The sequence below is a fragment of the Rhodococcoides sp. S146-33 genome (assembly GCF_059489205.1).
This window is the reverse complement of the sequence record NZ_JCAJWY010000006.1, coordinates 110,629-136,083: the sequence shown is the minus strand read 5'-3', so window position 1 is coordinate 136,083 and position 25,455 is coordinate 110,629. Positions and strand designations below refer to the sequence as shown.

Annotated in this window: 22 protein-coding genes and 1 pseudogene; 13 read left to right on the top strand and 10 right to left on the bottom strand. The window is 61.0% G+C overall.

The window, feature by feature from the left end:
* Nucleotides 1-48: 48 nt before the first annotated feature.
* Complete coding sequence (locus AC5WEY_RS21590) at nucleotides 49-1,974, top strand: flavin-containing monooxygenase (RefSeq protein WP_495647472.1); 1,926 nt, start codon at nucleotides 49-51, stop codon at nucleotides 1,972-1,974.
* Here the strand turns inward: AC5WEY_RS21590 and AC5WEY_RS21585 are convergent, their stop codons facing one another.
* Genes AC5WEY_RS21585 through AC5WEY_RS21575 form a run of 3 tightly spaced genes read right to left on the bottom strand, consistent with a single transcriptional unit; the run spans nucleotide 1,975 to nucleotide 3,925 of the window.
* Nucleotides 1,975-2,607 carry a DUF6636 domain-containing protein gene (locus AC5WEY_RS21585; protein WP_495647471.1) on the bottom strand — a complete coding sequence of 211 codons (633 nt, stop codon included), beginning with the start codon at nucleotides 2,605-2,607 and terminating at the stop codon, nucleotides 1,975-1,977.
* Nucleotides 2,607-3,239, bottom strand: coding sequence for a DUF6636 domain-containing protein (locus AC5WEY_RS21580; RefSeq protein WP_495647470.1), 633 nt, complete (start codon nucleotides 3,237-3,239; stop codon nucleotides 2,607-2,609). The genes AC5WEY_RS21585 and AC5WEY_RS21580 overlap by 1 nt, the downstream gene beginning before the upstream one ends.
* A gap of 14 nt (nucleotides 3,240-3,253) precedes the next feature.
* The gene (locus AC5WEY_RS21575; protein ID WP_495647469.1) at nucleotides 3,254-3,925 is read right to left on the bottom strand and encodes a hypothetical protein; all 672 of its coding nucleotides are present in this window, start codon (nucleotides 3,923-3,925) and stop codon (nucleotides 3,254-3,256) included.
* A gap of 262 nt (nucleotides 3,926-4,187) precedes the next feature.
* Here AC5WEY_RS21575 and AC5WEY_RS21570 point away from each other — a divergent pair, with 262 nt between their 5' ends.
* Nucleotides 4,188-4,715 carry a hypothetical protein gene (locus tag AC5WEY_RS21570; protein ID WP_495647468.1) on the top strand — a complete coding sequence of 176 codons (528 nt, stop codon included), beginning with the start codon at nucleotides 4,188-4,190 and terminating at the stop codon, nucleotides 4,713-4,715.
* 12 nt (nucleotides 4,716-4,727) lie between these two features.
* Here AC5WEY_RS21570 and AC5WEY_RS21565 read toward each other — a convergent pair whose 3' ends face one another.
* Complete coding sequence (locus AC5WEY_RS21565) at nucleotides 4,728-5,201, bottom strand: ArsR/SmtB family transcription factor (protein WP_495647467.1); 474 nt, start codon at nucleotides 5,199-5,201, stop codon at nucleotides 4,728-4,730.
* A complete protein-coding gene (locus AC5WEY_RS21560; RefSeq protein ID WP_495647466.1) occupies nucleotides 5,198-6,301 on the bottom strand; it encodes a serine hydrolase in 1,104 nt (367 codons plus the stop codon). Before AC5WEY_RS21560 ends, AC5WEY_RS21565 begins: the two co-directional genes overlap by 4 nt.
* A 159-nt stretch (nucleotides 6,302-6,460) precedes the next feature.
* On the opposite strand from AC5WEY_RS21560, the gene AC5WEY_RS21555 reads away from it, so the two are divergent.
* Nucleotides 6,461-7,063 carry a TetR/AcrR family transcriptional regulator gene (locus AC5WEY_RS21555; RefSeq protein WP_495647465.1) on the top strand — a complete coding sequence of 201 codons (603 nt, stop codon included), beginning with the start codon at nucleotides 6,461-6,463 and terminating at the stop codon, nucleotides 7,061-7,063.
* Between the two features lie 32 nt (nucleotides 7,064-7,095).
* Nucleotides 7,096-7,527, top strand: a complete 432-nt coding sequence (locus AC5WEY_RS21550; protein ID WP_495647464.1) for a GNAT family N-acetyltransferase — start codon at nucleotides 7,096-7,098, stop codon at nucleotides 7,525-7,527.
* Between the two features lie 56 nt (nucleotides 7,528-7,583).
* On the opposite strand, the gene AC5WEY_RS21545 is transcribed toward AC5WEY_RS21550, so the two are convergent.
* Together AC5WEY_RS21545 and AC5WEY_RS21540 are read right to left on the bottom strand one after the other, a co-directional pair.
* The gene (locus AC5WEY_RS21545; RefSeq protein WP_495647463.1) at nucleotides 7,584-8,357 is read right to left on the bottom strand and encodes an 8-oxoguanine DNA glycosylase OGG fold protein; all 774 of its coding nucleotides are present in this window, start codon (nucleotides 8,355-8,357) and stop codon (nucleotides 7,584-7,586) included.
* Nucleotides 8,358-8,413: 56 nt separating this feature from the next.
* A complete protein-coding gene (locus AC5WEY_RS21540; RefSeq protein WP_495647462.1) occupies nucleotides 8,414-9,289 on the bottom strand; it encodes a helix-turn-helix transcriptional regulator in 876 nt (291 codons plus the stop codon).
* A gap of 86 nt (nucleotides 9,290-9,375) precedes the next feature.
* Here AC5WEY_RS21540 and AC5WEY_RS21535 point away from each other — a divergent pair, with 86 nt between their 5' ends.
* The 5 genes and pseudogenes from AC5WEY_RS21535 to AC5WEY_RS21515 all read left to right on the top strand — a co-directional run bounded on the left by AC5WEY_RS21535 (nucleotide 9,376) and on the right by AC5WEY_RS21515 (nucleotide 13,254).
* The gene (locus tag AC5WEY_RS21535) at nucleotides 9,376-10,161 is read left to right on the top strand and encodes an SDR family NAD(P)-dependent oxidoreductase (protein ID WP_032406951.1); all 786 of its coding nucleotides are present in this window, start codon (nucleotides 9,376-9,378) and stop codon (nucleotides 10,159-10,161) included.
* A gap of 150 nt (nucleotides 10,162-10,311) precedes the next feature.
* A complete protein-coding gene (locus AC5WEY_RS21530) occupies nucleotides 10,312-10,554 on the top strand; it encodes a hypothetical protein (protein WP_495647461.1) in 243 nt (80 codons plus the stop codon).
* Between the two features lie 6 nt (nucleotides 10,555-10,560).
* Nucleotides 10,561-10,965, top strand: coding sequence for a hypothetical protein (locus tag AC5WEY_RS21525; protein WP_495647460.1), 405 nt, complete (start codon nucleotides 10,561-10,563; stop codon nucleotides 10,963-10,965).
* 424 nt (nucleotides 10,966-11,389) lie between these two features.
* Nucleotides 11,390-11,887 (top strand): annotated as a pseudogene (locus AC5WEY_RS21520) (helicase-related protein); the annotation flags it as partial.
* On the top strand, nucleotides 11,884-13,254 hold the full coding sequence (locus AC5WEY_RS21515; protein WP_495647459.1) for a hypothetical protein: 1,371 nt from the start codon (nucleotides 11,884-11,886) through the stop codon (nucleotides 13,252-13,254). The pseudogene AC5WEY_RS21520 and the gene AC5WEY_RS21515, both read left to right, overlap by 4 nt.
* Nucleotides 13,255-13,335: 81 nt before the next feature.
* Here AC5WEY_RS21515 and AC5WEY_RS21510 read toward each other — a convergent pair whose 3' ends face one another.
* Complete coding sequence (locus AC5WEY_RS21510; protein ID WP_495647458.1) at nucleotides 13,336-14,460, bottom strand: DNA-binding protein; 1,125 nt, start codon at nucleotides 14,458-14,460, stop codon at nucleotides 13,336-13,338.
* 418 nt (nucleotides 14,461-14,878) lie between these two features.
* Between AC5WEY_RS21510 and AC5WEY_RS21505 the strand changes: the two genes are divergently transcribed.
* The 3 genes from AC5WEY_RS21505 to drmB all read left to right on the top strand — a co-directional run bounded on the left by AC5WEY_RS21505 (nucleotide 14,879) and on the right by drmB (nucleotide 22,751).
* Complete coding sequence (locus AC5WEY_RS21505) at nucleotides 14,879-17,845, top strand: UvrD-helicase domain-containing protein (RefSeq protein ID WP_495647457.1); 2,967 nt, start codon at nucleotides 14,879-14,881, stop codon at nucleotides 17,843-17,845.
* A 131-nt stretch (nucleotides 17,846-17,976) separates the two neighbouring features.
* Nucleotides 17,977-21,042, top strand: a complete 3,066-nt coding sequence (locus tag AC5WEY_RS21500) for a helicase-related protein (protein ID WP_495647456.1) — start codon at nucleotides 17,977-17,979, stop codon at nucleotides 21,040-21,042.
* Complete coding sequence (drmB, locus tag AC5WEY_RS21495; RefSeq protein ID WP_495647455.1) at nucleotides 21,039-22,751, top strand: DrmB family protein; 1,713 nt, start codon at nucleotides 21,039-21,041, stop codon at nucleotides 22,749-22,751. Before AC5WEY_RS21500 ends, drmB begins: the two co-directional genes overlap by 4 nt.
* Nucleotides 22,752-22,758: 7 nt before the next feature.
* On the opposite strand, the gene AC5WEY_RS21490 is transcribed toward drmB, so the two are convergent.
* Together AC5WEY_RS21490 and AC5WEY_RS21485 are read right to left on the bottom strand one after the other, a co-directional pair.
* On the bottom strand, nucleotides 22,759-23,250 hold the full coding sequence (locus AC5WEY_RS21490; RefSeq protein WP_495647454.1) for a hypothetical protein: 492 nt from the start codon (nucleotides 23,248-23,250) through the stop codon (nucleotides 22,759-22,761).
* Nucleotides 23,247-24,149 carry a ParA family protein gene (locus AC5WEY_RS21485; RefSeq protein ID WP_495647453.1) on the bottom strand — a complete coding sequence of 301 codons (903 nt, stop codon included), beginning with the start codon at nucleotides 24,147-24,149 and terminating at the stop codon, nucleotides 23,247-23,249. The genes AC5WEY_RS21490 and AC5WEY_RS21485 overlap by 4 nt, the downstream gene beginning before the upstream one ends.
* A 138-nt stretch (nucleotides 24,150-24,287) precedes the next feature.
* Here AC5WEY_RS21485 and AC5WEY_RS21480 point away from each other — a divergent pair, with 138 nt between their 5' ends.
* Nucleotides 24,288-25,430, top strand: a complete 1,143-nt coding sequence (locus tag AC5WEY_RS21480) for a DNA cytosine methyltransferase (RefSeq protein ID WP_495647452.1) — start codon at nucleotides 24,288-24,290, stop codon at nucleotides 25,428-25,430.
* Nucleotides 25,431-25,455 lie beyond the last annotated feature (25 nt).

The window sequence follows — 25,455 nt, the reverse complement described above, 5'->3', positions numbered from 1 at the left end:
AGTTGAGCTGTCGGAGTCGGATGGAGCAGCTCGCAACAGGAGGTACCGGTGTCCACAGACGCAGCAACGGCAGCGGAGACCGTGGGTGGAGTCGATCGGGACCGACTCTCGCGGGCTCTCACCGCAGCCAACCTGCCCACGCTGGTGGCGGTGCTCTATCAGTTGACCGGCGATCGCACATGGCTCACCGATCCGTATCGCCCCACGCGTAGTCGGGGCATGGACAACAACGACACGGGCGGGTTCGACGACGCGGTTGCCGCCCATATCCGTGCCGCAGCGCTCGACGCGATCTGCGCGTTCCACGAGGGCACGCCCATGGCGGTGCCCTCGCCCGACTCGGAGCACCTCGTCGAGATGATCAGCGTGGCCGTCGGTGAGCAGGTTCCTCCCGAATTCGGCGTCATGGTCGCCGAGGACATGGGCTTCACCGCCGCGGACACTCCGGTGGCCGCGCCGAACGATCTGTCGGTCATCGTGATCGGTGCCGGCGTCTCCGGAATGCTCGCCGCCATCAAGCTGCACGAGGCGGGCATCAGTCACACCGTGCTGGAGAAGAACTCCGACGTGGGCGGTGGCTGGTTCGAGAACACCTACCCCGGTGCGGGCGTCGATACCCCCAGTCACCTGTACTCCTACTCCTTTGCGCCGCGGGCGTGGAGCACCCACTTCGGCAAGCGCGACGAGGTGTGGGAGTACCTCAGCGATGTCGCCTCCGAACACGATCTGCGGCAACGTATTCGCTTCGACACCGAGGTGGCGACCGCCGAGTACGACGCGCAGCAGCAGGGCTGGACCGTCACGACGGTGGACGGCGAGATCCTGACCGCTGATGTGGTGATCACCGCGACCGGGCAGCTCAATCGGCCGAAGGTGCCCCACATTCCCGGGCTGGAGTCGTTCGACGGACCGATCTTCCACACGGCGAACTGGCCGGCCGATCTGGATCTGACCGGCAAGCGCGTCGCCATCGTCGGAACCGGGGCCAGCGCCATGCAGGTGCTGCCGGCCATCGCGTCGACGGTGGGGCATGCGACGGTCTTCCAGCGTTCGCCGCAGTGGGTGTCGTCGAGCGACGTGTATTTCACCGAGATGGGCGACGACGCCAACTACCTGATGAGTGTCGTTCCGCTGTATCGGCTGTGGTACCGGACCAGACTCGCCTGGAACTTCAACGATCGGGTGCACAGCTCGCTGCAGGTCGATCCCGAGTGGGAGCATCCGCAGCGCTCGATCAACCCGGCGAACGACGCCCACCGACGGGTGTTCACCCGCTACATCGAGGCCGAGCTCGAAGGCCGACCAGACCTGATCGAGAAGTCACTTCCCGATTACCCGCCCTTCGGCAAGCGGATGTTGCTCGACAACGGCTGGTACGCCGCGCTCAAACGAGACAACGTCACCCTCATCGCCGACGCCGTCGCGTCTATCACCTCGAATTCGGTTGTTGCGCGCGATGGTTCGGAGACCGAGGTCGATGTGGTGATCCTCGCGACGGGCTTCGAGACTCACAAGCTGCTGACGCCGATCGACGTTACGGGCCGATCAGGCGAGTCCATCCGCGATATCTGGGGTCCGGAGGATGCGCACGCGTACCTCGGCATCACCGTCCCGGACTTCCCGAACTTATTCATCACCTGCGGTCCCGGAACGGTGTTGGGCCACGGGGGTAGCTACATCACCATCGCAGAGTGTCAGGTGCGCTACATCGTCGACGTGTTGATCGACATGGTGGACAAGCGAATCGGAGCCATCGAGTGCAAACCTGACGTGGAGGCGGAGTACGTCCGCAAGCACGACGAGGCGCACGCGAAGATGATCTGGTCGCACGGCGGCATGGACAACTGGTACCGCAACGACGCCGGACGTGTGGTCTCCACGCTGCCGTGGCGCATCGTCGACTACTGGGAAATGACGCGGCGGGCCGATCTGGACGACTTCGTCATGGAGCCTCGACGGGATGAGGCGCGCTGATCAGTTGGAAGTCGCCTGCTGCATCGACAACGCGAAACCGTGCCCGCTTCCCGCGTCGCAGACCATCGCGTCGACGCGGGAGTAGCAGGTGTAGCCGAGGTGCGAGATCGATGTGTTGTAGTCCAGCGATTGCGCGTTCTCGACCCCGAAAGCGCCTTGGTTGAAGCACATCGGGGTGACCTTGCCGGGGTCCAGGAAGAAGCCCTTGCTCATCTCGTCGGCCGAGAACGGTGGCTTGTCGCAGTCCGCGCCGTCCGGCACCGGGGCGTCGGTCGCCTGGCATCCGGACGAGAACGCTGTGGAGCCGAGCTTGCAATAGATGTTGCCCGATGGCGACTTCCACCCCACCTCGTCGTTGACGGCGGCATATCGGGTCGGGTCGACGGGAGTGATCGGCGCGGAGTCGACCGATGGTGTTGGCGCAGAATCGGTCTCGGATGCGCTGCCGCCCGGTTGCGGAGCCACCGTCACCTGCGGTGCCGCCTCGGTCGATGTCGCCGGCGCACCCGCGACGACGGTGGGAATGACCGACGGCATCGCATCTGTCGGTTCGTCCGAGCTACTGCATCCCGTCAGAAGTACACCAATGAACGCGATGGCGACGAGGGCCGCGCGACTGCTGTGTCCCGTCATCAGTTGGACGTCGCTTGCTGCATCGACAACACGAAGCCATGCCCGCCGCCGGCGTCGCAGATCATCGCTTCGACGCGGGAGAAGCACGTCATCCCATTGAACGTGATGGAGGTGTTGTACTCCAACGTCTGCGCGTTCTCGACTCCGAACTGGCCTTGGTTGAAGCAGGTCGGTGTCACCTTGCCCGGCGTCATGTAGAAGCCTTTGCTCAGTTGGTCGATAGTGAAGGACGGGGTGACGCAGTTCGCGCCGTCCGGTACCGGAGCATCTCCTGACTGGCAACCGGACCCGAATTCGGAAGAGCCGATCTTGCAGTAGATCTTGCCCGAGGGCGACTTCCACCCCACCTCGTTGCCGTATGCGGTGTAGCGGGCCGGGTCGACGGGAGTGATCGGTGCGGTGTTGTTCACCGGATTCGGGTTGCTCTGCGATGAATCCGCGGTCTCCGGCGCGGCAGTGTCCGTGGTGTCGACCGGGGGATTGGCGATGGTCACTTGCGGTGGAGCAGGAATTGTTGATGCGGCGTTGGAGGCGGGGGTCGGTGCAGCCGCGGGGGCCTCTTCGCCGCCGCAGGCGGTCAGCGCGAAGGCGAGGGCAGCAGTGGACGCGAGTAGAGCACTTCTTCGGATCATTCGGAGCTCCTTCATCAGAAAGCGATGTTGACGTCGCGGGAGATCATGAAGCCTCGGTCGCCGTCGTAGCAGGTGATACCGGCTTCGGTGGACCGGCAGAAGTTGCCTGTCACGCCGATGACCTGGCCGTATTCGAGAACTCGTGGCCCGGGATTGCCACCGAAAAAGATTCCCTGGTTGGTGCAGATCTGTTCGACGGTGCCGTCCTGGGTGATCTGCACGCCGTAGGTGTTGTTCTCGGTATTAAGGCACTCGCGCCCGGTGTTGCCCGGCACCGAGTAGCGGACCTGGCAGCCCACGATCGTTCCGGGGGCATTGGATGAATTGAATGCGCAGAACACATTTCCACTGGGGGATTGGAAGAAGTACTGGCCACCGTCTACCTCGAAGTCGCGTGCGTCGACGTTGACGTCGTCACGGTTCGGGGCGGGTGGAACGGCAGCCGGTCCCGCTTCAGTGGGTTGCTCCGCTGCCGGAGTCGCGACCTCGGGAGCCTCGACGGCCGGTCCGTCTGTACCGGTGCCACTACCTGTGTCGGGAGTGCCACCCGCTGACGGAGCGGTAGCGGCACTGGTGACCGGCGCTGCATCGGTGCTGGTCGGTCCCTCGGACCCGCAGGCCGTAAGAGTCAGGGTGGTAGCAGCGACCAGGGCACACATGGCCACGATGTTGCGGACTTGCCTCATTCGTTCGTCCTCACCGGTGGCTGCAGAGTGCATCACCTCTGAACTATGAATCGAACGGGCCAGGTGGTCTGTTAACGTCGTTCGTGTCACGACCCCGTCACGAATCGGTATACGGCTGGACTATCAGACATTTCGCCTGCGAGGGTGGACGGAGATAACACTCAACCGCCAGTTGATGTTTCAGGTTCAACCTGAGACGCCTGGCGCTCGATCTAACTCGATCTGGAATCACGTTGTGCGACTTCGACGAAAGGTACGCAGTATGCGAAAGTCATTGCGGCGAGCGGTGGTAGCAACAGCACTGACTGTGCCCCTGGTGTTCGGGATAGGAGTGGGTACGGCAGCGGCCGCCCCGCAGGTGACGAACCTTCAGGTGCCCATCGTGACCGGTTTCCAGATCGCTCCCGGTGCCGTCCCCGGCGGCTTCTTCCAGACCATTCCGATGAAGGCCACCGTGGGTGAGGACCCGGGTGTCGCTCGCTTCTCGGCTGCGAACATTGCCCCGTTCGCCGACCAATATCCCTACCGGTATCTGAACCTGAACTGGCGAAACCTCGCGACAGGTGCGACGGGTGCCGCCGATCTACGGCATTGGCAGGACGATCCGACGCCACCGGCGGACAACTCCTTCAGTAAGCAGTACCTTCCACTCGAGGTGATAGCGAATACCGGTCCAGGGCCTGTTGTGGTGACAGTGACGCATTCTCGCGACTACTCGTACGGTGCCGAGTGGGGCTCTCCGTACCTCGACACTCTTCTCCCCGGTGCCGGCGTGGTGCTGGTTCCCTGATCGGGTAAGGCCTCAGGTGCCGAGGTCTCCCGCGATGTCAGCGGCGGTAAGCATCGAAACCAGGAGCGGCACAACCCGTTTGGGGGCGATGCGGTAGTCACCACGACCCTGTTGTTCGACGATGTTGGCCGAGCTCAGCGTCTTGAGGTGGTGATAGATCTGGCCCGAGGAGCCGACTCCGACCGCCGCATGCAGATCTGCCGCATTCGCCGGGCCGCGGAGCAGAATGCGCACGATCTGTAACCGCACCGGATGTCCCAGTGCAGCAAGCACTTCCGACATCGAGGCGATGGGCAGGTCGACGATGGCGTCGGGGGAGTAGCTGATGTCCCAACGGACCGTGCCGTGCAGATGCACGTCGCCCTGATAGGCGACGATGCCGCCCGTCGACGGGGCGGCATCGACCTGCTCGGGAGCGTCGCGTCGTTCCAGCTCGGCGACGCGGGCCTCCAGCTCTGCCAGTCTCGACTCGAACGTTGAACTCACACCACGCAGGCTATCCGGTCGAGTACGTCCGACGAGAGCATGGCCTCGAGGATGAGTTGCTGCTGCACGCCGGCTCCGGCCATTGCTTGCTCGAATCGATCGGCCGGCAATCCGTCGGTGAGCCACACCGCGGTCGCGACTGTTCCGTCTGTGCGGCGCACCTCGAATCCCTGGGTCAGCACACCGGGGAGGCTGCCGCCTTTGAAGCCGACACCGAGAACGCCGTCACCTGCGGGTTGCCATTCCAGTTGGCGCAGAATGGTATCCGACGCGGTGCCAAAGGTTCCATCCGTGAAGGCGCGATACATTCCATTGAGTTGTTGAGCCGACCCGCCGCGAAAGCTGCTCTCAACTCGGGTGGCCTGGTCTTCGTAGGTCGGTTGTTGCGCGGCTGCGTCGACCTGGGCTCGGAACTGCGGATCGAATGCCCACTTCTGCGCGGTCTCCCAGCGGTCCTCGTCGGCAAGGGTGGGGTCGAATATTGACAGCATGTCCGCCACCAGGCTCGGCACTTCGAAGTTCTCCCACCCGCCAGTTGCTGCAGCGTCGATGATGGCTTGGTCACCGAGTCGGTATCGGAGGAAGTCGGGGACGGAGTTATCGCTTTCCTGGATCATGGCCGTGACGATGTCGTCGATTCGGACCGTGGCATTGGGGTCGGTTGCGTTGGTGCCGGTGTTTGCGATTCCCAAGCGGTTCAGGGCGTTGGGATGGGCCCCGCCATCGGTGTTGGGTACGTACCAGCGCTCCCAATCCGATAGCGACACTTGCTCGTTCGGGTCGATGCTGCCGTTCGCGACGGCTTGGGCGTAGGCGGCGAGGTGCACCACCTTGATCGCGGATGCGAGTACCTGCTCCTGATCGGCTCGATGTTCGACGGTGCGGCCGCGTCCGTCGTCGATCACGAGGCCGACGGTGTCGGGTGCCTGATCGATCAGTCCGATCCACCCGTCTTCGGTGGTGAGGTCGGTGGAGGTCACCGGTGCGCAGTTCTCCGGTGTCGGGGTGGTGGCCTCGGCTGTGTCGGGGTCGGTGGAGGCGCATCCGCTCATCAACAGGACCGTCGCGCAGGCTGCCGAAACCAGGGTAAGGCGTCGCATCTCGAGCTCCTTGGTTGTTATTCCGTAATTACGGAATAACAGTAGAACGGAATGTGCGTCTCGGCAACCCTGTCCGGTGGCTCCCGGAGGATGGCTGGCCGTAACACCTGTTACGCTCGTCCGTAACAAGTGTTACGGCGAGAGGAGAGGTGGGAACGAGTGACACTCGAAGCGGACGATCCGCGGCACCGCATTTCGCAGGCCGTGTGGGACACGATCGCGGAGTTGGGAATCGAGGCGACGACGGTGCGCGCGGTCGCGACTCGGGCGGGCTGCACCACCGGTCTGATCATGCACCGCTTCGGCTCTCGTTCGGCGATGTTGGTGCACGCGCGACAGACCCTGTTCGAGCGCACGGCAGCACGGGCCGACGAGGCCGGCGCCGGCGGCACACAGTCCGCGGCGGAGCGGCTGTATTCCGTTGTCTGCTCAGTACTTCCGCTCGACGACGAGCGCATTGTCGAAGCTCGAATCTTCACGGGTTTCGCGGCGGCGGCGATCGCGGACGCCGAGCTGCGAAACCCGCACGTGACCCACACGCGTCAGTGGCTCACTCGCATAGCGGGCCTCGTCGCTGACCTCGGCACTCACATCACCGATGCCGAGGCCGCGGATCACGCCTTGCAAATCGCGACCGCGGTGGAAGGCATCGTGGTCCTGGCGGTACTCGATCGCGAGACGTATCCGCCGGCGACGCAGAAACGACTGGCCCAGCTCACGATCGCCAACGTGGTCGACCGCAGTGCCGACACCGACCGGTGACCTTGCCCCTACCTCCGACAGAACGGACCCCCATGCCCACACTCCATCACGCCCCGCTGGCACGCGTCGACCAGAACACCCTGTATCGCATCATGGCGCTTCGGGTCGCGGTATTCGTCCACGAGCAGGGCATCGTCGACGACATCGAACTCGATGGCGCGGACCTGCTTCCGACGACGGAGTTGTTCTGGATGCAGGACGACGACGGTGAGGTACTGGCGACCATTCGAGTCCTCGTCGACGACACCGTTCACATCGGCCGAGTCGCGACCGCCGCCAGTGCGCGGGGTAAGGGCTATGCCGGAGAACTCATGAAGGCGGCACAGGAGGCATATCCCGGGGTTGTCGAACTCTCCGCGCAGGCGCACCTCGAAGAGTGGTACGGCCGCTTCGGATTCGTTCGTGTGGGGGAGAACTACCTGGACGCTGGAATCCCGCACGTGCGCATGGTGACGAGCGGATGACGAACCCTCTTCTGTTCTGACCAATGCCGTTGGGCTGCGATGATATTTCGAGCGTTTCAGAACAACGTGGGTGCGGTGTATCGACCGTTCCGTGCTTCGTTCAGTCGGGCGCTCCAGCGCTGCACGAGCCACATTTCGACGAGCTCGGGGCTGGTACCGATGTTCGTGGCCCATGCCGTGATGAGTTCGACGTAGCGGTCGTAGCGGCGACGAGTGAATCCGGTGACGGACGGGTCTTCGAGCCACCCTTCGTGAATGAGGGTCGACACTCCGTATTGGTCGATCAGCTGCGCCGGCCCGCCGTAGACCGACGCGTTCACCGCCCAGAGAAACGTGGCCATCAGGGACATTCCGACGCCCGGTGCGTCGGGCCAGCCGGACCAGGTGGAGTTCGGATGGTCGGGCACCGCGCGGTTGCGTACGCAGCTGTCGAGCACAGCGAGAGTCTTGGCGACGGGGTTCTCGTCGGGACGGCTGAGGTGTGGGTTCATGACGTCGGGAAATCGGCGCATTGCTCGGCGGTGCCGATGGCTGCCCTGCCAGGCCGCGCAAAGGAACAGCAGTCCGAGCGAATCGTGTTCGCCTACAGCCAGATCGGTGCCGATCCGAAGATCGTTGCGCTGCACGGTGGCACCGCCGTACTCGACGATTTCGCCGTCTAGGTTGCGGCCGCGGAGCCGGAGATCGTGACCTGCCCTGTCGAGGTGGCCGTTCCACCAATCCAGGTCCACCTCCACGCCGTCGTCGAGCACATGCAGGTCGTAGCTGCGGTGTTGACACCACTGCACACAGGCCGTGGGAGGCGGGAACCCCTCGTCGAGTCGTGACATACCGCCATCGAAGCATCGGGTACCGACAATTCGCCGTTGTCGATGCCTGGACAGGATCACTCGATGCGGGTTCCGGCTGGTTCGTCGCGGTGATCAGTTCCCTGCGGTCCGATCATTGCCAGTAGCGCCAATTTGTCGGCATCGGGGCTACCGGCAGCGGCGGTATACAAGATCAGGTGCTGGTCGAGTTCGACGAGCTTCAGCGAATCGCAGTCCACCGTGATCTCTCCAACGGGTGTGTTCCGAAACGTCTTTCGCAGGGCGGGGGAGACTGCGACGTCGTGTCGTTCCCACAGTCGGGCGAAGTCGGGGCTGCCCTCGCGCAGTTCGGTGACAAGGTTGCTCACAGTCTCGTCGGTCGGATATCGGGTGAGTGCGGTGCGAAGTTCGTTGACCACGCTATGGCGAAAGTGGACGTTGTCGGAGATGCCGTAGAGCCGCTCGCTCGGCTGCTCGGTGCCGAGGAAAGCTTTGCGGGCAAGGTTGCGATCACGAGGGGTCAGGGCACCGAAATCTTCCATGAGCGCTGCGGCGAGATCGTTCCAGGCGAGTACCTCGAACGCGGCCGACATGACGATGCCAGCGGTCTGCGATAACCGTTCCAGGAGCGTGAGAATGCTGGGCCGAACATCGCGCCGGTGCACACCTGATCTCGCGGGCGCGGTGCCCGCCAGCGCGTGCAGATGGTTGGACTCGGTGTCGCCGAGGCACAGGGCAGCCGCGATGCCCGCCAGCACTTCTGCCGACGGGCGTGGTGCGCGGCCTTGTTCGAGGCGCACGTAGTACTCCGTCGAAATATGCGCGAGCACGGCAACTTCTTCCCGGCGAAGACCCGGGGTCCGGCGGCGAGGGCCGGACGGAAGACCCACATCCTGCGGTTGAAGCTTTTCGCGGCGGCTACGGAGAAACGCCCCGAGTTCCTGCTTGTCCATGAGTTCGATTGTGCCCCGAGTCGAGCGTCGGAACCTAGTACCGTTTGTGCCTGTATCCGGTGTTGATGAGCCTTGATGCTTGCACCATGACCATCGAAACAACTTCCAGTGCTGCCGGCCTTCTAGCCGGAAAAATAATGTTCATCACCGGTGCCAGTCGAGGAATCGGTGCCGCTGCGGCTCAACTCTTCTCGGCTGAAGGAGCTGCTGTTGTGCTCGCCGCCCGCAACGTCGACGCGCTCGATCAGCTCGTGACGACAATCCGAACGGCCGGGGGTACCGCCGATGCGGTCTCCATGGACCTTGCTGACTCCGACAGCATCCGTGCCGCCGTCGCCCGCGTCGAGCAGCTGCACGGACGACTCGACGGCGCGTTCAACAACGGTGGCGTCAATCAGCAGCAGATAGGTCCCCTCGACACAACCACCGAAGACGACCTCGACGAGCAGTTCACCGTCAACTTCCGCGCTCACTGGACCGCGATGAATGCCGAAGCCGCCCTTATGCGTAGGAGTGGAGGCGGTGCCATCGTGAACACCTCGAGCATCGGCAGCCGCCGTGCCGTTCCGCCGCTTCCGGCGTACGGGGCGATGAAGCGGGCGCTCAACAGCATCACCGAAACCGCTGCGGTCACCTGGGCCCCCGAGGGTATTCGTGTCAACGGTCTGATGCCCGGAGGCACTGCAACAGAAATGATGGACGAATGGGAGGCAAAGACGCCAGGCGTTATCGCGGCCAGTAGCGCTGCGTCACCGATGGGTCGCATGGCGGAGGCCCGCGAAGTTGCCGAGGCCGCCGCGTGGCTGCTGAGTGACAGGGCTTCCGCGGTGACCGGGGCGATCGTGCCCGTCGACTGCGGTTCGGGGGCCTGAACCTGATCCGCACGTTCGTGTCTTCCTGAGACCAACCTTCACCGGTCCGAGCTGACGGTGAATCGGAGATCGTTCATGTCCCTGCGAACTGTCGGCACCATACGGAACTGTGGGGTCTGGTTAGCCATCAGAACGAACAGGGGAGTGCCGGTGACCGTTGCCGACAATGCTGTCGACAGGCCACTCGTCGACGTGGTGATCGACGCCATCGACGCGCACGATGAACTGTCCGATGGGGTCAAGTACTACGATCTCGCAGCCCTCGAAGGCCGCCGACTGTGCTGGGCGACGGCGTCTTGGTGCCGCACATCCCTTAGGTGTCCGGCCTGCACCGAGGAGCCGGACGGCTCGGTTTTGGCAGTGATGCGGGTTACAGAGTCCAGGGTCTCGTAAAATCCAATGAAAAAACTGTTCGTAGATTTTTCTTTGAACATGTTGTACGTTTCCTTCATGACATCATTCGACGACATCCGCAAGCACGTAGCCGACGAGGGAGGCGTGGCGACCTTTGAGGCATGGGAGCTTCGCGACGCACTGCAAGCGGGGCGCCTCACCCGACGCATAAACGGCATGATTTCGGAAACGCTGCGATCGTACGGTCTAGGCCATGTACCGATTGACCCGGAGAACCTGCCGACCAACCAGTACGGATCGGTTCGCGTTTACGACGCGACACTGCCGGTGGGAAAAGCAATCGAAGCAGCTCACACTCCAGGAGAGGCAAACGACCGGCTGCTGAAAGAATCCATCAAAGGAGACGCCGCGCGAATCCTGGCTCAGATTCGCGCGCTGGTTGAGGATTAGAATCTTCGGGAGAGGCCATCGTCGGTTTATCGGACGGTGCTACTTCTACCCTCAGCGACTCGACATCTCCGTGACTGCAGCCTTGTCGTCAGTGACGAGACGCACCAGATCGAAAACAAAGCTGCGCAACGATCTATCGCGTCGCGCAAGCTGATCGGTAAGGCCAGACGAGGAGTTCTTCTCAGTGGAACTCCAGACGTAACCAGGTGGACGTAGTCAAGGAGCTGCCGGAACTCATCGAAGTCGAGGACTGGGTGCAACCGACGGCCGACTACAACTCGCGGTACCGGGACGCGGTGGCATCACGAAATTTCATGGCGATGCGACAGTCGGCATACGCAGTTTCGGGGTAGACGAAGTCGGCCAAGATTGAACGGTTGCGGGAAATCGTGGAGGAGGCTGAGGACAACGGCGTCAAGATCATCGTGTTCTCGTTTTCAAGTCAGTGCTCGACGCAGTCCGCCGCGAGGTGCCAGGCGTCGTATTCGGCCCACTGACTGGTGCAACGTCATCGACCCAACGGCAGCAGATGGTCGACGACTTCACATCGCACAATGGTCGGGCAGTGTTGGTCAGTCAGATCGAAGCCGGCGGCGTGGGCTTGAGCATCCAGGCCGCCTCGGTGGTGATCCTGACTGAGCCCCAATGGAAGCCGAGCACTGAGGTCCAGGCGATCGCAAGGGCGCATCGGATGGGCCAGATACGTACCGTGCAGGTGCATCGATTGCTGGCGAAGGACACAGTCGATGAGCGGATGCGCGAAGTGCTCGAACGAAAGACCCAGCTGTTCGACGAGTATGCGCGACGCAGTCAGGCGAAGGAGATGGACCATGCGTCCGTGGACGACGGGTGGGACCAGGGCATTGCTCCGGCAGAGAACTCGATCATCCAGATGGAACGCAAACGGCTAGGTCTGGCGTGACGGGAGCCAAGTTTGCCGATGCGCTCAAGAACCTGTCGGTCGGTTCGATTAATGTCTGCGCTTACAACCTCAGGAGGCTTGGTATGACCGATGACTGGATGAACCAGGAACTGACCGACTTCGACAGGGAGCTGCTCGAGTCCTCTGGAATTTCGGTGCACGTGGAGCCGGAGGGCCTGCTGATTTCGGGTGATGACGACGCGGTTGCGGGTTACCTCAGCCGAATCAAGGACCTTGCCGGCGATGGGGTGCAGGTTGCCGGCATCGACAAAACCGCTGTAGCGAACGCGGGTGGACTGATAGCCGCTGCAGCCGCAGCGAAGATGCAGCATGGTCACTTCGTGAAACTTGCTCCTCAGACTGTTGACATGCTCAAGTCCTACAAGGTCATTCCGGGACTCCCCGGATACAACCGTATGACTCTGGTTGACTCGGCACACAAGTTCCGCCATCAGATGCAGTGGCAGTCGGTCTCAATGACACCGACTCGAGCCCTGGGAATGCAGATCATGGTGGTGCAGCTCGCCTTGCAGACAGCAATCAGCGAGGTGTCGGAGGGAATTAGGCGCATCGAGGGTGAGGTCGACAAGATCCTCCGTCTCGCCGAAGCGTCGCGTGTCGGGGATGTCCTCGGCCATCACTCTGCGTTGTCGCACATCGTCAAGGTCTACAAAGAGACGGGCGCGCTTCCGACGACCGATTGGGAGAGCGTCGCCTCGCTCGGTCCGCAGCTTCAAGTCGGTATCGAACGACTTCGTGACCATGCGAAGCGAACTGTCAACAGCTTCGACGCGGACAAGCCGGTCCAGGAGCGCGCCGCGTATCTGACCCGAGCAGTCAAGGACGAGCGTCTCGGTGAGACCCTGCAGCTCTTGGTTATCGCGGAGAGTTCGCTCTACCTTTGGCAGACGCTCCGTATTGCTCGTGTGCGCGCGGTGGAGCCCGAACATCTCGACGCAGTCGTCGCGTCGGCACGGGAGATACTTGCGGACCACGTTGAGCGGGACGGCGACCTATTGCGTCACGCTCGGCTCGAGCTGTCCAATTACGGCACGGTCAAGCCGCTGGAGATTGTGCGATGGATGGCGACAGGTGATCTCAAGCGTGACATCACCCAACTGCGCAATGACTTGGACGCTTTCGCGTCGGCACGGAACAGTCAGGTTACCGGTTGGATCGACAACGAAGACCCCTCCATCAGCGACGCTTTCTCCGAGTTGGGAAACCGTGCGAAAGCGGTTGGCGATGCCGCAGCTGAAATTGGTGGCAAAGCGGTCAGCATCGGCGCAGCGGGTGCCGGTTGGATCGGTAGGAGCGTCAAGGGAATTGCCTCCCGAAGCTCGGACAAAAACAAGAATGGCGAGTGACACCCGTGGCGTGAGCTGCCTGCATTTCGCTGTGCCGTACCCGCTGAGACCACTTATACCGATTTCATCCGGTTCGACACATCAGTCCTCAATCTTGGCCTTGTTCGCGATCACTGTAAGTCGTTGGCCGAGGTATTCCCAACCAAATGGCCCATGAATGCTCCCGGGCGGATTGCCCTGAGTCGCTTCGGCAATGATGTGTTTGATTAGAGATGTGGGAGCCCAGGTTCGATCCATGGAGTCCGCAAGCCACCGTAACGGACGAGTCGGGTCGGTAACCCACTGCGCTGCAGTGCGGTCAGGATTTTCTACCGCCCAGCTCTGAACTTGCTCACGCACTTCCGGCCGAACCATGCCTTCGAGATTTAGTGTCACCCGTCCGCCTGCTGGGACTAGATTGTTCGACACAAGGATGCTGACGGTGCGCGCTTGCCTCTTGCGGCTGAAGATCCGTTCGCTGATTTCAGCACTACGGCTATCCGATGCACCTGCGCTGAGCAGCGATGGCTCCAGGTCTTCGACGGGAAAGAGCCGTTGGAAGACAGCGCAAGTCTGGCCAGCCCCGGAATCCAGAACGAAGAGATTAACGATGTGCAATTCAATCTCGAGTTTTCCGGCGGCAATGCCAGTGATCCAACTGACAGTCGTCAGGACCTGCGCCGGAAAGTCCTCTGCGATAAGGACAATTTTTGGCTGGGTGAGGAGATCGACATCCCAATCGTCGGCAACGTGATCGTTGAGCAACGACAAAGCGGAGACGTGGTCGATGCGAGTGCCTTCCGTATCGATGCTGTTTACATACGCCGCGTGGGCATGTGCGAGTGACTGTTTCGTGAAGGTCGAGACTAGAGCTGCGTACGTCAATGCCTGCAAATGGACCCGAGGGTCAGAGCCTCGCTTCAGCTCGACAACGATGAGTTGCCCACTGGAGTCAAGTGCAAGAATATCGAGTCTCTCTCGTGCGTTCGTACCGGATTCGGACGACCATTTGTCGTATTGTGTCGCCACAATCAGAACGTTCTCGCCGAGTATCTCAGGATGATCCACTACCCACCGTTCCAAGTGAGTTGTTTCCCAAAGGCCCTCGGCCTGCAAAGACGAGCGGCGTGCTGGAACAGACGATTGACCGTCGACTGCGAACATTTGAGTGGACGACTGCATGAAGTCGACAGTATGTGATTCCTGTCTGAAGGTCAGGCCGTTCAACATCCTCGTGTCTACTTTTCAATCTGTTGTGCGGCAGACGGTGCTGGTTCGGCACGCAAGAATTGCGGTCACTCACGGTCGCCGTGGACGGATTGTGATGACCCCTTCCTGCTGGGGGCGGGCACTCACTGCGTCGGATGCGGTTGACTGTTGCTGAAACGGTGAACCGGCGACAGACCGGACGATCGGGTTGACGCGAGGTGACACGCACGGGGGACGTAAACGGGCCGGGCAGTCTGTCCACGGGATAGATTGTTCGAGACTGAAAGGAGCGTCTTTGCGTTCGGTTGTGGAAGTGCAGGCTGTTGCGTCGCTACGAACTGTTCTGGTCGAAGCACGGGCACTGGACGACCGAGTGAGGCGTGCAGCTGTCCAGAACAGTGGCGTGGCGTCGTTCGTCACGTCTCTGACGGACTCGGTGGGCGAGCTGGCGGCCTCGGTGACGGCCACTTCAGATGGATTGCTGGTGCTCCGCGGCGACGTCCGAGAAACCGAGGTTCCTCCTCGCTTGCCTTGGCCTCTAGATGAACTCATCGACGACTCAGAGCTCGCGGATTGGTCGCCCGACGTCCTGGTTGTCGATCTCAGCGAAGTCCAGACGTACGCAAGCTTCTATCGCCGTGAGTACGGGCTCGACCTGGATGCTCTCTTCGGCGACTACCGACGCACATGGAGGTCATGGGCTCGTTCGCAGCGTCGAATCCAAGAGGGAGCCGAGCTCTACGATGCGTTGGACGAACTCGAACGGTCCGTGTCAACGCCGGGTGACCTCGACACGGTGCTCGCGGCCTGGCGTCTGCGTGTCCCAGAGTTCTCCGTGGATGCGCACATAGCATTCCGGGCAGCAAAATTGACCAGGACAGCGGGGACTCGCCCGACCGGTGACCTGAACCAGGACGACGAGTTCACGGATACACAGGTACCGGCGATCGCACTACACGTCGACGCGGCCGATGCTCTGTTCTTCGAGTTCGGATCGACCGGTATAACTGATGATGACCACGAGCCCCTGCAGATCCGTCCCGGCGGTATCGAGCTAAATGATCTGCCCATCGGAACTCGCGTTCGTGACCGGGTCTTGTCCGACATACGGCCGGCGATTGCGAGTGCCATAGACCGGCGGTGGGGACCGAATACGTCGTGGACCCTGACGATGAGCCCTGCGTTTGTGGTGGCCGAACCGGTTGAAACCCAGTACCAGGCAGACGTGCAGCGGCTGCAGAACGCTGTCGTTGATGCACTACTTCCCTGGCCGGATCTTTCTGAGACTGCAACGTCGGACCTGTCCAACGCGGTCGCCGGGCGATGGGCGAGCTCGATCGAGCAACGCTTAACGAGCCTGCTGGCGCGCCTGGAAGGTTCAGATGAATCCCCAGCGCCCCTTGATCAACCAACAGCTTCACCAGTAGTCGAAGTAGGTCGGATAGCCACGCCGAGGTTCCGCGATCGGCTCAGGGCCAGAAGGCACCCCATCGACGCGTTGACGCGGTTCCGTGACCGGCGCCGCGCAGCCGCTGAACTGGCAACGCCTACTTCAGTTTCGACGGGCGAACCCGAAACCCTTTCTCTAGAGGTAGATCTGGGTGCGACCGCATTCGAGCTCGATCACCTTCAACGTCGCATCGCCGAGGCGGAACCAGAAGACCGACTTGTGGTCATAGCCGGCGCTGGGCAAGGCAAAACCGAAGTTGTCGCAGCGCGACTCGACCATCTGGCACGCGAGTGCGACCTGTCGCTGTCAACTGAGGTGCTTGTCCTGAGCTTCTCGAGGGCCGCAGTATCCGCTGTTCGTAGTCGACTTCAGACGCGGGTGCTGGCACAAGCGGAAATTCGCACGTTCGACTCCTTCGCCAACAGGGTCATTATCGATGCCGACGAAGAGCCAAAGGGGAACTTCGAGAATCGAATTGCGCGTGCAGTGCAGCTACTGACCGACGGCGATATCGATCTGCCCATGCTGGACGATATCCAGCACGTCGTCCTGGATGAGGTTCAGGATCTGGTGGGTCAGCGAGCACGGCTAGCGCTGGCTCTGATCGACAGATTGGGCGGCGATGTCGGCTTCACTGCACTCGGCGATCCGAATCAAGCGTTGTACGACTTCCAGCTGACTCCGGAAGAACGGAATCAGCGGTTGGACGTGATTCACGAATTGAGCCGACTGGATGACGTAGAGGCGACCGGGCTCCAACGAAACTTTCGTGCGCGTGGAGAAGTTCCTCTGGCTGTCGTACAGCTAGGGCCACGTTTGAGGACGATCGAAGAGCCGGCTGCAGCTCGTGCAGAGGTCGACCAGTTCATCTCAGGATTGGATGCAGTGGACTCAGATACTTGGCTGGGTGATGTTTACCGCGCAGGCAAGAGTACCGCTGTACTCACGAAGACCAATGGAGACGCTTTGCGAGTGTCTCAGCAACTGACATCGATCAACGTCCGGCACACATTGAGACGAACGGCTCAGGAACACGGTGCTCGCGCGTGGGTTGCCGAGCTCACCCAACAATTGCCGAGGAACCTCAATAGACGCGAGGACGTCATCGCTGCGTTGCGCAATACGTCGGTGGCAAACCCGACGGACGCGTGGAATCTATTGAAGGAATCGGAGGGGCGTACACAATTTCCCAACGACCTTGACGTGTCCCGTGTTCGAAAGGTGATCGGGGGATACGGAATACCGACTGCCTTGCTGGCCGATACAACCGAGGACGTTGTTGTCTCCACCGTTCATCGTGCGAAGGGGCTCGAATTCGACCGAGTCTTCTTGTACGACAACAAGTACGAATCCGGCGAAGACGACCTCGCGATTGCTCGCCGCAACTACGTGGCGCTGAGCCGCGCCCGGGACGAGATAGTCAGATGTACCCCCAAGAAGACAAGGTCTTGGATGCAGAAAGATTCAGGACAGACAGGTCGTTGGACTGAGCAAGGCTTCGGGGTTGGTGGGAAAAAGCGAGCGCGGGCGATCGAAGCTCGCGTCGAGGACATAGACACTGACGAGCCGTTCGAGGTTGACGGAAATGCAGTGGCAGTGCAGGAGATTCTTGCGAGCGGGGCGTTGGCGGGGCGAACGGTGACTCTCCATCTGGACTTGGACTGGACCCACCGTGACGCACCGATCTACATCGTGAAAGTGCCGTCGGGGATGGCCTTTGCCCGTACCACCGAGCAATTTGGGCGTGAGGTCAGGCGCATCTTCACCATCGGTAGCGCACGATGGCCGATGGTCATCAATGGCGCGACAGTGATGTCGATCGAGTCGGTGGTGGGGTCACCCGAAATCAGTGAACAAGTAGGGCTTGGCGAGTCCGGGATCTGGCTTGTGCCCCGACTGGCAGGCTTGATTCGGCCGGACTGGACAACGAAATGGGACGGTAAGAACCGATGACTGGCGCAACTGACCTCGATGAGATGTACGGGTTTCGAAGCGAAATGGTTGAGGATCTTCGACGCGATCTCCTCGGGCCCGCAGGCGGGGACGAAGAAGTTCTCGAAGAGGCTCCTCTCGACCGTTACGTGGTGGGTGTGCTGTGGCCCTTGGATGATGCACTGCAGGACGAGCCGGAGCCCGACAGTGCGGAGCCCGACACCGTTGACGGTGCGAGCGACTCACCCGTCGCGCAGTCCCTCATGCGCTACCCCTCATCGATGGGCCTGACCTTCACGGTCGACTCGACACGGGTGAGCGTGGTTCACTTCGATGTCTCGGCCGCACGATACGACCCGTCGGAGGATTTGGTCGAACCGGACGACTCCTCGCCTCGCCGCCGTGGCCGCACCAGGCCAGCAACGTGGAGCAGGAAGCTAGTCCGCCCCGATCGAGTGACGCATTCGTTGGCTACCAAGGGTGCCGTGAAACTGCGTGTGGCACCAGGTCTCGAACTGTACGTCCTCACCCGTAACCCGCGGGATGGCAAAGTCACGGTTTCAGCAGTTGCCCGTAACGTACAGACTGCAGAAAAGAATGAACTCAAGGACGCCAGGGCATGGTTTCAGGTCGAGCTGATCGTGTCGACGGATGTCGATGCGATAGTCGACCGGAGCATGCCCAACCGACTCGGAGCCGAAGACGATCTACGATCTGCCCAACTGATCTATCGCAATGCACGTAACTTCGGGATCGGTCACGGTTGTGCCGTCACGTGGTACGGAGTGTCAGCCCCGATCACCGACAGAATCGGAACAACCCTGCTGCCCACACATGAAGTTTCGCGGGCGAGGCCAGGGCAAGTGGGTTCTGACGTAGATCTGCGGATGTCGTTTCTCGCCAGCGCAACGACCGACACACTCATCGGCACTTTGGGCAGGCTGGTTGCCGCATATCGCGAGTGGATTTCCACTTTGGAAGCTTCGCTGGCGGCCGGAGAAACCGATGTGCCAGAATCGCTTACACCGACGGCTGCCGAACATATCGAAAGCGCCCGCGAAGCGGCCGGTCGTATTCAGGCCGGAGTTGAACTGCTGCAGAAGGACCCGGATGTACTGCGTGCGTTCCGGTTGGCCAATTCCGCGATGCAAGCGCAGCGTGCTCGGCAGGTATGGGTCCGTAACGGCGCTACGGGGTCTGCCGACGGCGGTGAAGAGCAGTCGTGGTACCCGTTTCAGATAGCCTTCATTCTCTTGAATCTTCCGAGTGTGGCGGATCGGAGCCATCCAGAACGGGATGTCGCAGACCTTCTGTGGTTCCCGACCGGTGGTGGTAAGACCGAAGCATATTTGGGACTTGTTGCATTTATTGTGCTGCTGCGCCGAATTCGTGACAACGCCGCTATCGGTGTAGCCGTCATCATGCGGTATACGCTCCGTCTGTTGACGATTCAGCAGTTCGAGCGCGCGACCATGCTGATGTGTGCGCTCGAGCAGATCCGAACTGCAGACAATGGGTTGGGGTCGAGACCGTTCTCGATCGGCCTGTGGGTAGGGCGTGGGGGAACACCGAACACCCTGGAAGATGCGAAGAAGTCGCTACGCGCTTTGCGGTCGGGTACCGAAATCACTGAAGCAAATCCAGTGCAGCTGACCCAATGCCCCTGGTGTGGGAAAGCGCTCGACAACTCCAAGTACAAGGTGGTCTCCAGTCCATCGCCCAAACTGGTCATCGCGTGTGGCAACCAAACGTGCGACTTTGCATCTGGTCTGCCGGTCTACTTGGTCGATCAGGATATTTACGAGTACCGACCCGAGTTGATCCTAGGCACCGTGGACAAGTTTGCCATGATGGCGTGGCGTGCCGAGGTGGGGAAACTGTTTGCTCGGGACGGAGTTGGCAGCGCTCCCGATCTCATCATCCAAGACGAATTGCACTTGATTTCGGGTCCACTGGGGTCGATGGTTGGCCTGTACGAGACCGCGGTCGATGTCGCGTGCTCCACAACCGATGCCGATGGCAACGTTTTGTCGCGTCCGAAGATCATTGCTTCGACTGCCACGATTCGACGAGCGAACGAGCAGATCAAACAGGTCTTCGACCGGCAATCGCGCCAATTTCCGCCGCCAGGGATCGACCCCGACCAGTCGTTTTTCGCCGAACCGGCGCCACGCGACGTTGCGGGAACACGCATGTACGTAGGAGTGATGAGCCCCGCAACAAGCCACGCAACCCTGCTCGTTCGAACCTACGGAGCGTTACTACAGGCTGCTCGAGACATCGAAGGCCGACCCGAGATCCGCGATCCCTATTGGACGCTGCTTGGGTACTTCAATAGCTTGCGCGTTCTCGGCAGTGCCTTGCTCCAAGTGGAGGGCGACGTGCGCGAGCGGCTTGGCGTCGTCGCACGGCGAACGGGTACAGACGCACGACGGCTTCAATCGGCAGGCGAGCTGACAAGTCGTGTGTCATCTGCCGATATCCCCCGGCGGTTGAAGAGTCTCGAGCGGACGTTCGAGTCCGGTAATTCAGATGACGTCGTGCTGGCGACGAATATGATCTCGGTAGGCGTGGACATCGATCGGCTAGGGCTGATGGCTGTGATGGGTCAGCCGCAATCGAGCTCCGAGTACATCCAGGCGACAAGTAGGGTTGGCCGGAGATTTCCCGGTCTTGTGGTCACGATTTTCAATTCGGCACGTTCGCGCGATCGGTCGCACTTCGAGAACTTCGTTCCTTTTCACCAGGCTTTGTACAGGGCCGTCGAAGCGACGAGCGCGACGCCGTTCGCTGCCAGGGCTCGAGATCGCGGACTTCACGGTGTCTTCGTCGCGCTAGCACGCCTCATGGTCGACTCGATGTCTGGTGACCTCGGGGCTCACGCAGCACCGAGCCATGAGGCCGAACTTCGTCGACTGATTACGCTTATCGAAAAGCGGGTGGAGTCGACGACGGACGGTGAGGAGACAGCGGACACGGTCGAGCAACTCGAAGAGATGTTGAAAGTCTGGATTGCAGAGGCCGGTTTGCGTGATTCGATGAGATATGAAAACCGCAAAGATTCGTCGGACACCCTCCTCGTCGAGCCTTCGTCCGCGCTGACGGACCAAGACATCGAGTACACACAGACCGAAACTCCCTGGCCCACGCTGATGAGTCTGCGAGATGTCGACGCAGAAAGTGCGCTCTACTCGATCAGAATGAGGAGTGAATCATGAGTGTTGCGAAAGCTCGGCGTACCCAGCTTCTCAGTACATACGGTGTCGGTAGCCTGTTCCCCTCTGACACAACGAGTTACATGATTGCCGGTATCCACGAGTGGAAGCCGCGCGATGCCGACACGATCACTGAACCAAGGCTTGCGCGGAGCCTGGGTGTCTCCGAACTGAAGGCACCTCCGGCAGGGTCGAAGCGCAAACGCGATATACCCGTCATCCGTTTTCCTATTACCCAGGTGTGTCCGTCCTGCCGCCGCATAGATTCCATCGGCAAGTTGTCGAATGACAAGGAAGTCAGTCGGTGCACTTGTGAGAAGCACACGGAGCTGAGTCCTTTTCGTCTGATCGTGGCATGTGCACGAGGACACATCGATGAATTCCCTTACTACCGTTGGTTGCACCAGGGGCAGGACGGCGGATCGAATCACACGATGCATCTGAGGGCGCAAGGGCGCACATCGTCTCTCGCTGACTTGGAATTGACGTGCACGTGCGGGGTGCAAGCTCGAAGTCTCGATGGTTCTGCAAGCCCGAAAGCGCTCGCGGGGTTCGGCAAGTGCGCCGGGCGGCGTCCCTGGCTGGGCCCGGACAGTACACAGAATTGCGACGAAACTCCACGAACCCTTCAGCGCGGCGCCTCGAATGTCTGGTTACCGGCCGTCAGGTCCGCCATCTCGATCCCACCATATTCTGCTGCGCTGGCCAAGTTCGTTGATCGTCACTGGGTCTCACTCGGCGATCCAGAAGCCGTGACGCCGGCACTTCTGCGGAATTTGGCTGAGCATTCCCGGAGATTCTCCGTCCAACAAATCGAAACAGAATTGGAACGACGCCGGGGCGAGGCACTGGATGATCACTTGACCGAAGAAGCTTTGCGGCGGCAGGAGTACGGGGCACTGATCGAGGGCAGAGAACAAGAGGGCCTCGACGACGATTTTGTCTGCCTTGAAAGGGACGTGCCGGTTGATCTCGAACATCTGGTCTCCGATGTACGAAAGGTGACCAGGCTCCGCGAGGTTCGAGCACTGTACGGCTTTACGCGTCTCGACGACGAAAACAGCGACGAGACCCTATGCGCTTTGTCACCTGAAAAGACCCACTGGCTGCCCGCGATCGAGGTTATCGGCGAAGGCGTTCTTCTGGCTTTTCATCGTGATGTCCTTGAAGAGTGGGCCCAAAAGAAATTTGCGGCCGAGAGATGGAGTTTGCTCAGGCGCGCCGCGGGTCCCGGCCTTACCCGCCCGGGGGAGCGGAACCTGACCGGGCTGATACGGGTAGCGCTCCACACGTTTGCTCACGTCTTGATCGACCAACTGTCGTTGTCTGCGGGGTATCCGGCGGCGTCACTTCGCGAGCGGTTGTACATCGATGACGGAGATATGGCGGGCGTGTTGATTTACACGGCGAGCTCCGATTCGGCGGGCAGCCTCGGCGGAGTTGCATCGCAGGCCGAAACTGGGCGGTTGGGCCCGGCGCTGGCTGAAGGATTGGCGAGATTGTCCTGGTGCTCGGCCGATCCCGTTTGCATCGAATCGCATGGCTCGGGAACGGACGCGCTCAACCTGGCTGCATGTCACGCGTGCGTACTACTCCCAGAAACCTCGTGTGAACTGGGCAACCGCTACCTGGACCGGGCATTGCTGTTCGGAACGCCGGACGTTGGCCATGAAGACAAAGGCCTGTTCAGCGACGCGCTCATGTCGATCTAGGCGGTGTTCAACGGAAGGCATTGTCTCGCGAGCTGGTCGAGAGCGCGCGTTCGACTATCCGTTCGCGAACCTTACTGATGGTCTTCCACTTCATCGCTCTCCTGTCCGGGTCCATTCCGTACTGGTGGATGATGTCGCGGAGCTGCTCGAGGTCGAGTCCGCCGAGTCGGGTTACGAGGCCGTCCTGCCCGTCGCTGCGCAGGATCTGGAACGGGTCGAGCACAGCCGGCGTGCGGGCGGTGCGGGTTCGGCGTGTTGGAGCCGTGGTCCCCGTCGGGGGTGTGGGGGTGTCGCTGGTGGCCTGCGCTTGAGGAGCTGTTCGAGAAGAGCTCAGGGCTGTTGCCGCAGAAGCGAACTCGGTGTTCCGAACCATCTCGTCAGCGGCGAGGCGAGCCAGCGTGAGAATGACTGTCGCGGCATTTTTGTCTCGAGCAGACAATGCGAGAAGGGATGTCTCGAAGGAGGAACGGGCGTCGGCAAGTGATTCTGGGTTGTTCATGTGTAGATCTCGACATTCGTCATCAGGTGGCTGGTCAATTCGTTCAGGGCCCCGACAGTAGCCCCGCCGCCGTATCGCTTGTTCAGGGTGCCCCAGTCGAAATAGTCAGCGGCGCTGGCGATTGCGATCGCATCGGGGATGTAGACGGGGATGACGTTCGGTGGTCGTTCCGTCAGTTCACGTTCATGAGCTGGTAGCGTGTCATAGTCGAGGACCGCATTCTGTAGGCGCTGGATGGTGTCGCGGTGCAGATTGGTGCCTTTGCGGTACTTCGTGATAATCAAGCCCAGCGCCTTGATTTTATGGCCTGTCTTGTCTGAGAACATGCGTACCCGCTTCTGAATTTGCGGAATACCGTACGTTGACAACACATCTGGGATGGTTGGGATGACATAGGCATCGGCCAGCATCAACCCATTTCGGGTGATAATCCCCATGTTCGGCGGACAATCGATCAAGATGTAGTCGTACTGATCACGAATTTTGTCCACGGCTCGCTTGAGTACGAGCACAGGCTCCAGCGAGTCCGGTTCGTCGTACTGCCACGCTGCGACCTCCTCAGATATCTCGATCATGTCCAGCGACGACGCGAGTAAGTCGATTCCTCCGAGGTTCGCCAACGGCGAGACATTCCGTTGAACCGCATCCTCGATGTCGAATGACGCCGCTTCCGAATCGAGTGCTTCCTCGAACAGCGCTTTCAGCGTGCGACCGGATTCGTTCAGCGCCTGCCACTGATCGGGACCGATCATCATTGTTGTCAAGTTTGTCTGCGGGTCAAGATCGATCAAGAGCACACGCTTACCGAAGTCGCCTGCCATGAACTCCGCCAGCGCGGCCGTCATCGTGGATTTACCGACGCCACCCTTGAGGTTGATGGTCGCAACTGCTTTGGCCATGGGGTGAGTGGGTCCTGTCGTCTGTTGTGTGTCCGGTATGGGTGATCCTGAGTCGAATGAGACTGTACGACGTTGCGGTGACGCGGATAGCTGCAGGCTCGAGGACATCGACTACCGCTTGTCGTAAGCTTCGCGTTCATGGACGACAGTCGCGACGTAGTTACCGATTTGTCATCGCACTCGGTCGTCGATCTGTTCGCGGGTCCCGGGGGCATCGATGTCGCCGCTACGTGGCTCGGTATGGAAACTCACGGTATCGAATGGGACGAGGATGCGTGCGCCACCCGTCGGCAGGCGGGTTTGGACACCACGCAGAATGACGTCCGTGAGCTCGGGCCCGCCAACTTCCCGGGTGCGACCGTCCTTGCAGGCGGCCCGCCCTGTCAGACCTTCACAGTGGCGGGATCAGGAACCGGCCGTGATTCGATCGGCGTTGTCATCGACCTGATCGAACGCGTGGTGCACGGCGAAGACATTCGAGGCGAGCTTGCGAATCTCGGTGATGACCGAACTGGTCTTGTGCTGGAGCCTCTTCGGTGGGTCAGAGATGCCTATGTCGCGGGGAACCCCTACGAGGCAGTCGTCCTGGAGCAAGTGCAGACCGTGTTGCCGGTGTGGGAGGCGATGAAGCCTGCGCTGGAGTTCTTCGGTTATCAAGTGGAGTGCAAAGTACTTCGAACCGAACAATTCGGTGTACCCCAGACTCGGCGCAGAGCGGTGTTGGTTGCAAACCGGACCGTCACGCCAATCCGCCCAAGAGAGAGCCACCAGTCGTATAGCGCAGGAATGAAACGAGGTAGCGGCACGCCGGACCTCGAGCCATGGGAGACGATGGGCAGCGCGCTGAGCAGATCAGGATGGTTCGAGGTCGTATCGAACTACGGATCGGGAGGCATCTCTACCGCACGTGGTCGGCGGACCTCGGACCAGCCTTCGGCTACCGTCACGGGCAAAGTGTCACGCAATCGCATCCTTGATCGACAAGGCGTCGAGCAAAGCCGGTTCACGCCACATGAGGCAGGTCGACTGCAAACTTTTCCAGCCGACTACCCGTGGGTCGACTCTGCGTGGGCGCAACAAGTGGGCAACGCAATGCCACCCAGGCTGGCCGTGCACGCGCTTGCCGCTGCCTTCGGGCTTGTGCCGTCGAGGTTGCAGCTCGATTCAAAGATCAGGAGCAAGTGGATGACACGTCGAGAAGACGCTTCGCCTGTCGAATTGGTGAGACCAGCTAGTTCGAACGACGTCCAGCTCGATCACGATGCTTTTGCCGCCGTGTGACCAAGCCTGGCCATTCGGAGAAGCA